This window comes from Klebsiella sp. HMSC16A12 (assembly GCF_001808265.1).
GTDB classification, from domain to species: domain Bacteria; phylum Pseudomonadota; class Gammaproteobacteria; order Enterobacterales; family Enterobacteriaceae; genus Klebsiella; species Klebsiella pneumoniae.
The window spans coordinates 1-14,263 of the sequence record NZ_KV792536.1 but is presented as its reverse complement, the minus strand read 5'-3'; the positions used below and the strand labels follow the sequence as shown (position 1 = coordinate 14,263).

13 protein-coding genes are annotated in these 14,263 nt (G+C 55.2%); 10 read left to right on the top strand and 3 right to left on the bottom strand.

Annotated features, from left to right (window positions below; genetic code table 11):
- The first annotated feature begins 14 nt into the window (after nucleotides 1–14).
- The 3 genes from pldB (at nucleotide 15) to HMPREF3140_RS02515 (ending at nucleotide 2,840) form a co-directional block, all read left to right on the top strand.
- Nucleotides 15–1,007 (top strand): lysophospholipase L2, encoded by a 993-nt coding sequence (gene pldB, locus HMPREF3140_RS02525; RefSeq protein WP_002883412.1) that lies wholly within the window; start codon nucleotides 15–17, stop codon nucleotides 1,005–1,007.
- A 44-nt stretch (nucleotides 1,008–1,051) separates the two neighbouring features.
- Nucleotides 1,052–1,852 (top strand): sugar/pyridoxal phosphate phosphatase YigL, encoded by an 801-nt coding sequence (yigL, locus tag HMPREF3140_RS02520; protein ID WP_004146466.1) that lies wholly within the window; start codon nucleotides 1,052–1,054, stop codon nucleotides 1,850–1,852.
- An 88-nt stretch (nucleotides 1,853–1,940) separates the two neighbouring features.
- Nucleotides 1,941–2,840, top strand: a complete 900-nt coding sequence (locus HMPREF3140_RS02515) for a carboxylate/amino acid/amine transporter (protein ID WP_002883414.1) — start codon at nucleotides 1,941–1,943, stop codon at nucleotides 2,838–2,840.
- Here the strand turns inward: HMPREF3140_RS02515 and metR are convergent.
- On the bottom strand, nucleotides 2,728–3,681 hold the full coding sequence (metR, locus tag HMPREF3140_RS02510; protein WP_002883415.1) for an HTH-type transcriptional regulator MetR: 954 nt from the start codon (nucleotides 3,679–3,681) through the stop codon (nucleotides 2,728–2,730). The genes HMPREF3140_RS02515 and metR overlap by 113 nt on opposite strands.
- A 247-nt stretch (nucleotides 3,682–3,928) precedes the next feature.
- Here metR and metE point away from each other — a divergent pair, with 247 nt between their 5' ends.
- The 7 genes from metE (at nucleotide 3,929) to HMPREF3140_RS02475 (ending at nucleotide 12,625) form a co-directional block, all read left to right on the top strand.
- On the top strand, nucleotides 3,929–6,190 hold the full coding sequence (gene metE / locus HMPREF3140_RS02505) for a 5-methyltetrahydropteroyltriglutamate--homocysteine S-methyltransferase (RefSeq protein ID WP_032412703.1): 2,262 nt from the start codon (nucleotides 3,929–3,931) through the stop codon (nucleotides 6,188–6,190).
- A 502-nt stretch (nucleotides 6,191–6,692) separates the two neighbouring features.
- Complete coding sequence (locus HMPREF3140_RS02500; RefSeq protein ID WP_023286999.1) at nucleotides 6,693–8,108, top strand: PTS transporter subunit EIIC; 1,416 nt, start codon at nucleotides 6,693–6,695, stop codon at nucleotides 8,106–8,108.
- A gap of 15 nt (nucleotides 8,109–8,123) precedes the next feature.
- Nucleotides 8,124–9,869, top strand: coding sequence for a sulfatase (locus tag HMPREF3140_RS02495; RefSeq protein WP_032412707.1), 1,746 nt, complete (start codon nucleotides 8,124–8,126; stop codon nucleotides 9,867–9,869).
- 43 nt (nucleotides 9,870–9,912) lie between these two features.
- Nucleotides 9,913–10,641, top strand: coding sequence for a GntR family transcriptional regulator (locus HMPREF3140_RS02490; protein ID WP_016530524.1), 729 nt, complete (start codon nucleotides 9,913–9,915; stop codon nucleotides 10,639–10,641).
- On the top strand, nucleotides 10,638–10,982 hold the full coding sequence (locus HMPREF3140_RS02485; protein WP_016530523.1) for a YidH family protein: 345 nt from the start codon (nucleotides 10,638–10,640) through the stop codon (nucleotides 10,980–10,982). The genes HMPREF3140_RS02490 and HMPREF3140_RS02485 overlap by 4 nt, the downstream gene beginning before the upstream one ends.
- Entirely contained in the window at nucleotides 10,979–11,326 is a 348-nt protein-coding gene (locus HMPREF3140_RS29595; protein WP_016530522.1) for a DUF202 domain-containing protein, read from the top strand. The genes HMPREF3140_RS02485 and HMPREF3140_RS29595 overlap by 4 nt, the downstream gene beginning before the upstream one ends.
- On the top strand, nucleotides 11,327–12,625 hold the full coding sequence (locus tag HMPREF3140_RS02475) for an anaerobic sulfatase maturase (protein WP_032412710.1): 1,299 nt from the start codon (nucleotides 11,327–11,329) through the stop codon (nucleotides 12,623–12,625).
- Between the two features lie 78 nt (nucleotides 12,626–12,703).
- Here HMPREF3140_RS02475 and HMPREF3140_RS02470 read toward each other — a convergent pair whose 3' ends face one another.
- Both HMPREF3140_RS02470 and HMPREF3140_RS02465 read right to left on the bottom strand, forming a co-directional pair.
- Nucleotides 12,704–13,552, bottom strand: coding sequence for a fumarylacetoacetate hydrolase family protein (locus HMPREF3140_RS02470; protein ID WP_016531183.1), 849 nt, complete (start codon nucleotides 13,550–13,552; stop codon nucleotides 12,704–12,706).
- A 14-nt stretch (nucleotides 13,553–13,566) separates the two neighbouring features.
- Nucleotides 13,567–14,175 (bottom strand): hypothetical protein, encoded by a 609-nt coding sequence (locus HMPREF3140_RS02465; protein ID WP_016531184.1) that lies wholly within the window; start codon nucleotides 14,173–14,175, stop codon nucleotides 13,567–13,569.
- Nucleotides 14,176–14,263 lie beyond the last annotated feature (88 nt).

Here is a 14,263-nt window from a genome sequence, read left to right as displayed (position 1 = left end):
GGGGTGTAAACCCGATGTTTGGGCAGAAAAAGGACTGGGAAACACGAGAAAACGCGTTTGCGGCCTTTAGCATGGGGCCGCTGACGGATTTCTGGCGACAGCGCGAAGAAGCTGAATTTAAAGGCGTCGACGATGTACCGGTACGCTTTGTCCGCTTTTGCGCGCAACATAACGATCGTCTGGTGTTGATTTGCCCCGGGCGCATTGAAAGCTACGTGAAGTATGCTGAAGTGGCCTACGATCTCTTTCACTGCGGCTTTGACGTGATGATCATTGACCATCGCGGGCAGGGACGCTCGGGCCGCCTGCTCTCAGATACCCACCGCGGACACGTGGTTAACTTCAGCGACTATGTTGATGACCTGGCCGCGCTCTGGCAGCAGCAGGTGGTTCCTGGACACTGGCGAAAACGGTTTATCCTTGCTCATTCTATGGGCGGAGCGATTGCCACGCTTTTTCTGCAACGTTACCGGGCGCATTGCGATGCAATAGCGCTCTGCGCGCCGATGTTCGGGATTATCATTCGGCTGCCGGACTGGATGGTGCGCCATATTCTCGACTGGGCTGAGGGCCATCAGCGCATTCGCGAAGAGTATGCCATCGGCACCGGGCGCTGGCGGGCGCTGCCTTTTGCCGTTAACGTGCTGACGCACAGTCGGCAACGCTATCGTCGCAACCTGCGCTTCTATGCCGATGAGCCGCGGCTGCAGGTCGGCGGTCCGACCTGGCACTGGGTGCGTGAGGGCATGCTGGCCGGCGACGAAGTGCTGGCGAATGTGGAAAAAGATACCGCCCCGACGCTGCTTTTACAGGCGGAGGAGGAGCGGGTGGTCGATAATCTGATGCACGACCGCTATTGCGAATTACGGGCCGCTGCCGGCCATCCTTGTGAGGGCGGTAAACCGCTCGTCATTGAAGGGGCATATCATGAGATCCTTTTTGAAAAGGACGCTATGCGCTCAGTCGCGCTCAATGCCATCGTCGAGTTTTTCAATCGACATACTTAATCCGACGATAACGCTCGTCGCCCTGCTTAGAGGTTAACTTTTTTATGTACCAGGTTGTTGCGTCTGATTTAGACGGCACGCTGCTTTCCCCCGATCATTTCCTGACCCCCTATGCCAAAGAGACGCTGAAGCTGCTTACCGCCCGTGGGATCAATTTCGTCTTCGCCACCGGCCGTCACTACATCGACGTCGGGCAAATCCGCGATAATCTTGGCATCCGGTCGTACATGATCACCTCTAACGGCGCCCGCGTTCACGATAGCGATGGTCAGCAAATCTTTGCCCATAACCTCGATCGCGATATTGCCGCCGACCTGTTTGAGATCGTGCGTAACGACCCGAAAATCGTCACTAACGTTTATCGGGAAGACGAGTGGTATATGAACCGCCATCGTCCGGAAGAGATGCGCTTCTTCAAGGAGGCGGTGTTTAACTACAAGCTGTATGAGCCGGGCGAACTGGATCCGCAGGGGATCAGCAAAGTATTCTTTACCTGCGAGGATCATGAGCATCTGCTGCCGCTGGAGCAGGCGATGAACGCCCGCTGGGGCGATCGGGTGAACGTCAGCTTCTCCACCTTAACCTGCCTGGAAGTCATGGCGGGTGGGGTATCGAAGGGGCATGCGCTGGAGGCGGTGGCGAAGATGCTCGGCTACACTCTTTCCGATTGCATCGCCTTCGGCGACGGTATGAACGACGCTGAGATGCTGTCGATGGCTGGCAAAGGCTGCATCATGGCCAACGCCCACCAGCGGCTGAAGGATCTGCATCCGGAACTGGAAGTGATCGGCAGTAACGCCGACGATGCTGTCCCGCACTACCTGCGTAAGCTATACCTCGACTGAAAAAGATTGACGGCTGGCGAATAAGTGTCCAGTCGTCAACCTGACTCTTCGCTACAATGCCTGTTCTTTATCCAACGAGACGACCATTGTGGCGCTGTTAATTATCACCACTATCCTGTGGGCCTTTTCTTTTAGCCTGATTGGCGAATACCTGGCCGGTAGCGTCGACAGCTATTTTTCGGTACTGATGCGCGTGGGCCTGGCGGCGCTGGTGTTCCTGCCTTTCCTGCGCACGCGCGGCCAGTCGCCGCGCACGATCGTGCTCTATATGCTGGTGGGCGCGATGCAGCTAGGCATCATGTACCTGCTGGCTTTCCGCGCCTATCTCTATCTGACGGTCTCGGAATTTCTGCTGTTTACCGTGTTTACTCCCCTGTATATCACGCTGATCTACGACCTGCTCAGCGGACGTAAGCTGCGCTGGGGCTATCTGCTGAGTGCCGCGCTGGCGGTGCTGGGGGCGGCGATTATCCGCTATGACAAAGTCAGCGATCATTTCTGGACCGGGCTGTTACTGGTACAGCTGTCAAACCTCTGCTTCGCCATCGGTATGGTGGGGTATAAGCGTCTGATGGAGGTGCGTCCGATGCCGCAGCACAATGCCTTTGCCTGGTTCTATGTCGGGGCCTTTATCGTGGCGGTGGCGGCGTGGTTTATGCTCGGCAACGCCCAGAAGCTGCCGACCACCACGCTGCAGTGGAGCGTGCTGGTGTGGCTCGGCGTGGTGGCTTCCGGGCTGGGTTACTTTATGTGGAACTATGGCGCCACCCAGGTGGATGCCGGCACGCTGGGGATCATGAATAACGTCCATGTCCCCGCCGGGCTGCTGGTTAACCTTGCCATCTGGCAGGAGCAGCCGCACTGGCCGAGCTTTATTAGCGGAGCGTTGGTGATCCTGGCCTCGCTGTGGGTCCATCGCCGCTGGGTCGCTCCGCACTCCGGACAAACGGCAGATGATCGCAGGCGTGGTTCCGCGCAGAGCGAATAAACGCTTCGGTGACCGGTTGACGCTGTTCGCCATCGCGAACGGCCGCGTACAACCGGCTCCATAATCCCTCACCCAGGGTTTTGGTGACCACCAGGCCCTGGCGTTCAAAGCTTTCCACCACCCAGTGCGGCAGCGCGGCGATGCCCATCCGGGCAGCCACCATCTGAATCAACAACAGCGTGTTATCGACGCTTTTCAGCTGCGGGCTGATGCCGGCCGGCTGCAGGAAGTGGCGCCAGATATCGAGGCGCCCGCGCTGCACGGGATAAATCAACAGCGTTTCCGCGGCCAGATCCTCCGGGGTAACCAGCGTCTTCATAGCTAACGGATGCTCAGGCGCCAGCACCAGACGCACCTCAAAATCAAACATCGGCGAGTAGTGCAGGCCGCTGCGCGGCAGGATATCGGAGGTCATCACCAGATCCAGTTCGCCCTGCTGCAGCGCAGGCTGTGGATCGAAGGTGACGCCGGAATGGAAGTCGACCTCCACATGTGGCCAGCGGGCGCGGAAATTCTCCAGCGCCGGCGTCAGCCACTGAATACAGCTGTGACATTCGATAGCCAGCCTCAGCCGGGTCTGCTGTGGTTCGTTACAGTCCTGCAGGGCGCGAGCGATCTGCGGCAGCACCTGGTTGGCCAGCTGTAAGAGGATTTCCCCCTGAGGAGTAAAACGCAGCGGCTGGCTCTTACGCACAAAGAGACGAAAGCCAAGGCGCTGTTCCAGATCGCTGAACTGGTGAGACAAGGCGGACTGGGTCTGGTGCAGGGCCGCTGCCGCACCCGCCAGTGAACCGCTGTTCCGCAACGCTTGCAGCGTTTTCAGATGTTTAATTTCGATCATGAAAGTCCTTCACTTCGCCATGAGCAATTTGCGCTTGAGGAATATACAGTAACTGTCAATTATGGATGTGTAAACATCTGGACGTCTAAAACTCGTCATATTTCGACTTGCAGATGCGTTGGCTGCCTTGCTTACCCCAGTCACTTCCTTCAGTAAGCTCCTGGGGATGCGCATCGTTGCCGCCTTCCTGCAAGCCGAACTATTGAGAGTTTTTCTTCAGATTCAATGAAATAAGAGAGGAACAAAAATGACAATTATTAACCACACCCTCGGTTTTCCTCGCGTTGGCCTGCGCCGCGAGCTGAAAAAAGCGCAAGAGAGCTACTGGGCGGGCAACGCCACTCGCGAGGAACTGCTGGCGGTAGGCCGTGAGCTGCGCGCCCGTCACTGGGAGCAGCAGAAACAGGCGGGCGTTGATCTGCTGCCGGTGGGGGATTTCGCCTGGTACGACCATGTTCTGACTACCAGCCTGCTGCTTGGCAACGTGCCGGCTCGTCATCAGAACAAAGACGGATCCATCGACATCGATACCCTGTTCCGCATTGGCCGCGGCCGCGCGCCGACTGGCGAACCGGCCGCCGCTGCGGAAATGACCAAATGGTTTAACACCAACTATCACTATATGGTGCCGGAGTTCGTGAAGGGCCAGCAGTTCAAACTGAGCTGGACCCAACTGCTGGATGAAGTAGACGAAGCGCTGGCGCTGGGCCACAAGATCAAGCCCGTGCTGCTGGGGCCGGTAACCTATCTGTGGCTGGGTAAAGTGAAAGGTGAACCGTTTGACCGCCTGACCCTGCTGAATACCATCCTGCCGGTTTACCAGCAGGTGCTGGCCGAACTGGCGAAGCGCGGCATCGATTGGGTGCAGATTGATGAACCGGCGCTGGTGCTGGAGCTGCCGCCAGCGTGGCTGGAGGCCTTTCAACCGGCTTATGACGCCCTGCAGGGCCAGGTGAAGCTGCTGCTGACTACCTATTTTGAAGGCGTTAGCGACAATCTCGCGACCATTGCCGCGCTACCGGTCCAGGGGCTGCACGTCGATCTGGTGCACGGCAAAGATGATGTTGCCGAACTGCACAACCGCCTGCCGGCCGACTGGCTGCTGTCCGCGGGCTTGATCAATGGGCGTAACGTCTGGCGCGCCGATCTCACCGAAAAGTATGCGCAAATTAAAGACCTCGTCGGTAAGCGCGAGCTATGGGTCGCGTCATCCTGCTCTCTGCTGCATAGCCCGATCGATCTAAGCGTGGAGACGCGCCTTGATGCGGAAGTGAAGAGCTGGTTTGCCTTCGCGCTGCAGAAATGCGGTGAGCTGGCGCTGCTGCGCGATGCGCTGAACAGCGGCGATACAGCGGCGATTACCGAGTGGAGCGCGCCAATCCAGGCCCGTCGCCTTTCGACCCGCGTGCACAACGCGGAGGTGGAAAAACGGCTGGCGGCGATCACTGCTCAGGACAGCCAGCGCGCCAGCCCCTATGAGGTTCGCGCGCAGGCACAGCGCCAGCGCTTTAACCTGCCGAAATGGCCGACCACCACCATCGGGTCATTCCCGCAAACGACCGAGATCCGCGGCCTGCGCCTGGACTTCAAAAAGGGTAACCTTGACGCCAGTCATTATCGGACGGGGATTGCGGAACATATTAAGCAGGCGATCGTCGAGCAGGAGCGGTTAGGTTTAGACGTACTGGTGCACGGGGAGGCCGAGCGGAACGACATGGTGGAATACTTCGGCGAACATCTGGACGGTTTTATCTTCACGCAAAACGGCTGGGTGCAGAGCTATGGTTCCCGCTGCGTGAAGCCGCCGGTGGTGATCGGCGACGTCAGCCGTCCGCAGGCGATCACCGTCGACTGGGCGAAGTATGCGCAGTCGCTGACCGACAAGCCGGTGAAAGGGATGCTCACTGGACCGGTGACCATTCTGTGCTGGTCCTTCCCGCGGGAGGATGTCAGCCGTGAAACCATCGCGAAACAGATTGCGCTGGCCCTGCGTGATGAAGTGGCGGATCTGGAGGCGGCGGGGATCGGCATCATCCAGATTGATGAGCCGGCGCTGCGCGAAGGGTTACCGCTGAAGCGCAGCGACTGGGATGCCTATCTGCAGTGGGGTGTGGAAGCCTTCCGCCTTAATGCTGCGGTCGCCAAAGACGACACGCAGATCCATACTCACATGTGCTATTGCGAGTTCAATGACATCATGGACTCCATTGCCGCGCTGGACGCTGACGTGATCACCATTGAAACCTCGCGGTCCGATATGGAGCTGCTGGAGTCGTTCGAAGCGTTCGAGTACCCCAATGAGATCGGGCCGGGAGTATATGATATTCACTCGCCAAACGTGCCGAGCGTGGAGTGGATCGAAGCGCTGCTGAAGAAAGCCGCGCAGCGTATCCCGGTGGAGCGACTGTGGGTTAACCCGGACTGCGGCCTGAAAACTCGCGGCTGGCCGGAAACCCGCGCCGCGCTGGCGAATATGGTGCAAGCGGCGCAGAACCTGCGCCAGGCATAGGCTAATAAAAACGCCAGCAGTGTCGCTGGCGTTTATTCGATTATTTCACAGAGTACGGCATGTGGCAGGATCTGAAGACATGATGGCCCGCCAGGGAGTCAGTGGTGCGCAATGCCGCAATTTTTCCGAAAATTATAAAATATTGTTCACGCTTTTTTTAATTGGCGCATCTTCATTTAATTATCTAACGAAATTAAATAAGTAGTACTTATTTTTCAGGAGCTTGGTGTATTTTTCTCGCTATGAGAAAGTTATTTTCTTATTCCCGCATCGTTTTTCTCACTCTCAATAATATTTCCCCCTGATTAAAGACAGACATTAACGGTACCACCCGCACGTCTGGTGGGCAGGAGGCGACGGCTCTTGCTCAAATATTCACGGGGCACCTTTTTTCCAAAATCCAATACGCCTTCGTTATGTTTTTATTTTTGAGGTTACTCACAAAAAGTATAATATTATATTGTTATAACAAATGGAGATAACAAAGAAAAGGAACCTCTGTATGGACTACAACATGGTGGGGGACGCCATCGTTAAGCACTGTGGCGGGCTCGCTAATTTTATTCATGTCACCAACTGTATGACCCGGGTAAGAATGACCATCGCCGATACATCCCTGGTGGATATGACTGCCTTGAAAGCGATCGAGGGGGTATTAGGCGTTGTCGAAGACGATACCCTGCAGGTGATCGTTGGTCCGGGGAAATCGACAAAAGTGGCTGGGGTTATTAATGCTCGTTTAAAGGGTCAGCCAGACAGCGGAGAGGCGTTAAGCGCCGTTGAGCAAAAAGCGAAAACAGCACGTGAAAAAGCCAAAAAACAGACCCGGACTAAAGTCATACTCAAACATATCGCCAATATTTTTGTTCCCATTCTGCCCGCGCTGATTGCAGCCGGGATTTTAATGGGACTGAACAATGTGATATTCAACTCGGCAGCGTCCTGGGCGTTAACCCATCATGTTGCTTCAGTGGGCGATCTTTCCCCGACTCAGGTGGTACTCGATCAGCGCCATCTTTTGGGTCTAAGCCAGTTTCTTGATATCGTCTCGAAAGCGCTATTTGGCTTTTTAGCCATCTATGCGGGGGTAACGTCGGCACGAGAGTTTGAAGGTAACCTGATTCTGGGTGGCCTGCTGGGCGCCATTACCATCATGCCGCAGGTGACGACCTTCGGACTGATCCCCGGGCAGGGTGGCCTTATCGGTGTGATCTTTGCCGTCTGGTTAATGTGCCTGCTGGAGAAACCAGTACGTCGATTTGTTCCTGATATTGTCGATGTTGTCGTCACGCCAACGCTGGTGCTGTTGGTCATGGCGGCAGCCCTCCTTTTTATTATTATGCCCGCGGCCGGTATTGTGTCTAACGGGATACTCAGCGGTCTGAACGGCCTACTGGAGCATGGCGGTATTGTCGCTGGCTTTGTGCTTTCGGCGCTGTTCCCCTTCCTGATATCGCTAGGTTTGCATCATGGTTTGTTCCCGATCCACCTCGAGATGATTAACGCCACTGGCCATGCCCCTCTGTTTGCTATTCAAATCATGTCTAATGCCGGGATGGTCGGCGCGGCGACAGCGGTTCTCTTGCTGACGCGCGATCCGGTGATGAAGAAGATTGCCAGGGGGGCGATCCCAACCTCCATTCTGGCGGTGGGTGAACCGACAATATTTGGCGTCAATATCCCCGCAGGATTTGCGTTTATTACCGGCTCTATTGGCGCCGGTTTCGGTGGGGTAATGGTGGTACTGCTTGGCGTATCCACAAACGGGGTCGGCGCGGCGGGGCTGTCAGCACTTCCGCTGATTGCTGATGGGAAATATCTTCAGTACATCCTGGCATGGCTGGTTGGCTGTGCAGCGGCTTTTGCTTTGACTTACATCGTCGGCAAAGTTCGCGGTTACGATAAAGAAACGGTGTGAAAAAAGGACTCATGCATGAAAGCAATTATGTTGATGTTTGATTCGCTTAACAAACGTCTGTTGTCAGCTTATGGAAGCGATCGCGCTATCACGCCGAATTTCCAGCGCTTAAAAGAACGCACGGTACGCTTTGATAATTTTTATGTTGGCAGTATGCCCTGTATGCCTGCCCGCAGAGAGTTACATACCGGGCGCTACAACTTTCTCCATCGGGGCTGGTCGCCGCTGGAACCGTTTGATGATTCCATGCCGGAAATACTGAAGAAAAACGGGATTCACACCCACCTGGTGACCGATCATAAGCACTATTGGCGGGATGGCGGAGCAACCTACCACTCTCGCTACAGTACCTATGAGTTTATTCGCGGGCAGGAAGGGGATGCCTGGAAAGGTGTCGTTGATAAACCTGAATATCGCTACGAGTCAGGGGAACCTGAGGAGATCAAGCAGCGCCGTATCACCAGCCGGGTCCAGCATCAGATTAACGTACAGTTTATGCAGAATGAGGAGGATCACCATCTGGCGCGGACAATCAATAAAGGTCTGGAGTTTATTGATACCAACCATGCCAGCGATAACTGGTTCCTGCAGTTAGAGTGTTTTGATCCTCACGAGCCCTTCTTCGTACCGGAAAAATATCTGCGGATGTACGGGATTGATGATCCCTCACAGTTCGACGGGTGGCCACCTTACTATTTCGTGACGGAAAGCCCGGAGCGGAAAAGCGTCATCCAGAAATACTATATGGCCCTGCTGACGATGGTGGACGCCTACGTGGGTAAAGTGCTGGACTATATGGATCATTACGATCTATGGCAGGACACGATGCTTATCGTCAATACGGATCATGGGTTCCTGCTTGGCGAGCATGAATGGTGGGGGAAAAACATCATGCCACTGTATAACGAAGTGGCCAATATACCCTGCTTTATCTGGCATCCACAGCATGGTTGCGCGGGAGAGTCACGGCAGGCGCTGGCGCAGACGATTGATATACCGGCGACGCTGCTTGATAGCTTTGGGCTGCCCAAACCGCAAGATATGCAGGGGGTATCTTTACTGCCGGTACTGCGTGATGACACGCCGGTCCGAAATTACGCGCTGTTTGGCTATCATGGCTGCCACATCAATATTACCGATGGCCGCTACGTCTATATGCGCGCCCCAGTCACTCAAGGTGTGAGCGGTTTGTACGAATATACCTTGATGCCTACTCGTATTAATCGACGCTTTACGCCGAGCGAATTACAGGGCATGACGCTGCATCCCCCATTCGGTTTTACCAAGGGATGCAAGGTACTGAAGATCCCTGCGGAGTCTGTAATGACGCGCGGGGCAGATCGATTTGGTCATCGTCTTTACGACCTGCACGACGATCCGCTGCAGCAAACGCAAAGCCGTGATACTGCCGCAGCAGAACGTCTCTGCAGCAGCATGAAAGCGATGATGGCGCAGAGCGACGCGCCATCGGAGCTGTACCCACGCTATGGCCTGGAGGATGCTGGAGGGCCATTGTTAGGGTTGGATCCGCATCTGTTGCCTGAACTGGCCGCCTTTGCGCCAGTTTTCCGCTACGGTCTCTTTGCGCTATTGCAACATCTGGAAGGGAGTGGCCAGACAGAACTGATGGCGCAGCTCCAGTCCACCAGCCAGCCAGGCTGGACGACAGAAAATTTGTGGGCCTTCGTCCAGAACGAGGTTCCGCAGGAGCAGCATCAAAGCGTGTACTATAAAATGGCGTTAGAAATGAGGCTTGATTAAGCCGTATCCCCGGCTCAGGCCGGGGAAAAGGAGTAGGGGAACAATGAAAGAAGAACTGGATTATTCGCCAGGAGCCAAACCGCTCTATGCTCAGTTGCACGATATTTTGCTGGGAAAACTGAAAGCCGGAGAATACAAAAAGAACGATGTGCTGCCCACTGAGGCTGAGTTTGAAGAGATCTTTGGCGTCAGCCGTATCACTGCCCGTCGTGCGCTCGCCGAGCTGGCCGCCAAAGGGTTGGTAAAACGACAGGCCGGCATTGGCACCATGGTGATCAGCACTTCAGAGAAGCAGGAGGTGAAGGCCCGGATACGGCTGGTTGATGGGCAACAGCAGCATCCCATTGAACGTAACAATCTCAAGCTGGAGCAACTTGTGCCGCCAGGGGGAGTTGCTCAGGCGTTTGAACTTAATGACGATAAGACACCGCTGTGGTTGTTAACCCGCACCATCTACCGACAAAACGAGCAGCCTGCGCAAGTGAACTACATCTGGCTAACGACGCGTCTGCAACATCTTACGCTTGATGCACTGAAGAATGGCCTTTACAGCATGCTGGAAAATAATAATGAAAATATTGAAAGTTTCCAGGATGTTATTACCGCCGAGATGCCCACGGAAGACGATTGTCGCATCTTGCATATTGATACTCGTGAGCCGCTGTTGGTGAAAACCCGAAAGGGTTACAACGATCGTGGGGAATTGGTGGAATTCAGCATCGCGAAGCATATTGCAAGTTGCTATCAATATATTGTTGAGAATAGTCGATGAGCTGGCTGACACAGGGAAAGGATCCCGACTATCGTTTCTCTCTTGCGAATGAACGTACGTTTCTGGCATGGATCCGCACCGCGCTGGCCTTTATGGCTGCCGCGATAGGCATCGATCAGCTCGCGGAAAATCTGGCGCCCTCAATGGTTAAGGAATTACTGGTGTGCGCGTTGGGCATCACGGCGGCGATTCTCGCGTGGTACGCCTATCTTCGCTGGTCCGGGAATGAACGCGCCATGCGCGATGACGCGGCGCTGACCTACCCTCGTCTATTGATTTGGTTAAGTGCAGGTTTAGCGGCGGTGATGATGATGACATTGGGAGTGATGCTTCTGCTATGACGTTGTCTCTCCGCACACGTGATCCTGGCCTGCAACCGGAGCGTACCGCGCTTGCCTGGCAGCGGACTCTGTTTTCGGTTTTTGTTCTGGCACTAGCCTCGACGCGTTTTGGTTTCGCCCGCGGCGACCTGGTTTCCGGGGGGATTGCCGGTATCGCTCTCGGGCTAACCGTTATACTGGCGATCGTCGTGCGAAATCAGCAGCGTCAGGTTGGCGGAAACACAGCATTAACGACATTTGCTTCCGTCATGATAAAACGCTTGTTGAGTGTCGTACTCGGCTTAGAAGCTATTTCGTTGGTGCTATCCGCGGTCTTGAGCCTGTTAAGGGAAGGAGTCGTTTAGATGGAATTAGCGGGTTGCCAGGTGATGGCGAAACCGACGGGATCGGTGTGTAATATCGATTGTACCTACTGTTTTTATCTGGAAAAAGAAGCACTGTATCCGGAACGAAACAAAAACTGGCGGATGTCGGATGAGACACTGGAGTGTTACATTCGCCAGCATATTGAGGCCCAGATGGGAGAGACGGTGACCTTCGCCTGGCAGGGGGGCGAACCGACTATGATGGGGTTGCCATTTTTCCGCCGGGTGGTTGCACTAAGTAACCAATATGCCAGGGGCAAGAAGATAGAACACGCGCTGCAAACCAACGGTATGCTCGTTGATGAAGAGTGGGCACGTTTCTTTGCCGAGGAGCATTTTCTGGTTGGCATCTCCATTGATGGGCCAGCACATCTCCATAATCAGTACCGTGTTAATCGTGCCGGTAAAGGTACTCACGATAAAGTGATGGCGGCGATTGCACTTCTCAAAAAGCATCGCGTTGAGTTCAATACGTTGACCGTAGTGGGTAAACATAATGTGGGGCACCCGCGGGAAGTCTATGATTTCTTGCTTGCCACGGGTTCACGTCATATTCAGTTTATCCCCCTGGTTGAACGCGTCAGTAGCGACGAATCATCACTCCTGCAGTTGGTTATGCCGGGAGAAAGCGCCGCCAGGCTTGCTTCCTGGACCGTGCCATCATGGCAGTTTGGCGATTTCCTGAATCAGATATTCGATATCTGGATCCGGCGCGATGTCGAGCGCGTTATTGTGCAGATGTTTGAGGTCGCCCTGGCGGCGTGGATGGGCCAGCCCCCGGTTTTGTGTGTTCATTCGCCAACGTGCGGCCACGCTTTTGCCCTGGAGTCGAATGGCGATCTCTACAACTGCGACCACTATGTTTATCCCGAGCATAAGCTGGGTAACATTCATCATTCGGACATTAAGACGCTCAATAACAGCGAACAGGCGATAGCCTTTGGTCAGGCGAAAAGGGAGACGCTAACGGCGGAGTGCCGAAGCTGCGAATTTCGCTTTGTTTGCCACGGTGGCTGTCCCAAACATCGTTTTGCGGTTTCGCCGAGCGGCCATCCAGGGCACAACTATCTGTGTGCCGGTTATAAACACTTTTTCCAGCACATCACGCGGTATATGAATGTCTGTCAGCAGTTGCTGGAAGCAGGGTATCCGCTGGCGGCAATAATGCCATGGCTTGCTGACGAGGAGCGAAAGCCGTCGAAGACGCGTTCTCGAAACGAACCATGCCCCTGCGGCAGCGGTAAAAAATATAAAAAGTGCTGCGGGGCGCAGCATTGAGATTGTGGACAAATGGGGTCACAGCCCTCTGCGATCCGGTAGCCCGGGTAAGGCGTTAGCCGCGACCCGGGATTTGCATCACTCAGATTCCGGCCTCTCATCAACGATATGGTTACGCAGGCAGCCGATCTTCTCAATTTCCACTTCAATGATATCGCCGTCCCGCAAAAACAGCGGCGGGGTACGCTTTTTCCCCACACCGCCCGGCGAGCCGGTCAGAATAACGTCCCCCGGGGTCAACAGACAGAAGGTACTGATGTAGGCAATCAGCTCGGGGACGTGGTGGATCATGCTGGAGGTATTGTCGTTCTGCACTTCCATCCCGTTAAGCCGGGTTTTGATATCCAGCGCATTCGGATCGGCGATTTCATCCCGCGTCACCAGCCAGGGGCCGAAGCCGCCGGTCGACGGCCAGTTTTTCCCGGCGGTAAACCAGGCGTGCTGCCAGTCGCGGGCGGAGCCGTCCATATAGCAGCTGTAGCCAGAGACATGTTCCAGTGCCCGTCCGACGGGAATATTGCGCCCGCGTTTGCCAATTACCAGCGCCAGCTCGCCTTCATAATCAAACTCGTGGCTGGCGGCTGGTTTAATGATCTCGCCCAGATGCCCGCACTGGGAATCGGGGAAACGGATAAACAGCGTCGGATCGGGATCCTGTTCATTAAACTCCAGCCGTTTTGCCTGATAGTTCATCCCGACGCAGAGGATCTTCTGCGGGTCGGGGATCAGCGGCAAAAACGCGATCTCATCGAGGGTATAATCGACTGGCATATGTGCCAGCATTTCTGCCGGGATATTGTCCATTGCCGCCAGAAAAGATTTCAGCGATGGATATTGCAGAAAATGCCGGGTTAAATCGACAACGCCATCCTCCCGCAGCAAACCATAGCTGGGTATGTTGCTTACGCAAAAACTGAGTAATTTCATTAATAACTCTTTGGTTACTCTTCAGAAAACTGAGGGCCGACCGGAAAGTGGACTAAAAAGCCTGTGGTGATGAGCAGTTCACTCAGCCCGCAGAACCCGGCGCCCCGGAGGGCGGCTTCATCATCAAGGGAGACGAGTACGCGGCCCCCTTTTTCACCCAGCACGCCGCCCTGCCAGAGAACCCTTTGCGCCTGATCCTGCAACCAGGATGACTCACTCTTCCAGGCCAGGATATGTAGCAGAGTTTGACGGAGGGCAACATCGTCGCTATGCCCGTCGCGACGCAGGCGTGACCAGACCGGCAGCGTCACGCTACGCATGGTATCAATGAGATCGGGCAGATCCGCCGTCAGGCCGGGTGCATGACGAAAGCGTCGCAGCACGTCGTCGCAGAGCGGGTTCTGCGCCAGAGGCTGCTGTTGGGCAAGGCGTAGCCTGGCGGCAGCGTAGACCGGCTCTGTGAGTATCGTCGCCCTTCGGGTCGTGTCGCTGGCTGGCAGCCTGAGGATTTTCAGACCGGAGGCCAGTTTACAGACCTGCTGCAACGACTGATGAAGGTAGCCGGCCAGCATCGTTCTGTTAATCCGGACGGCAGTATGTTCAGCTATTATTGTTTCAGACATCTCTGTCTCCTTATGAGAAATCTCCGCGGCCGGTATGCCAGCCGCGGGAACAGGCTGGCCTACATCGCCAGCACGTACTTGAGCATCA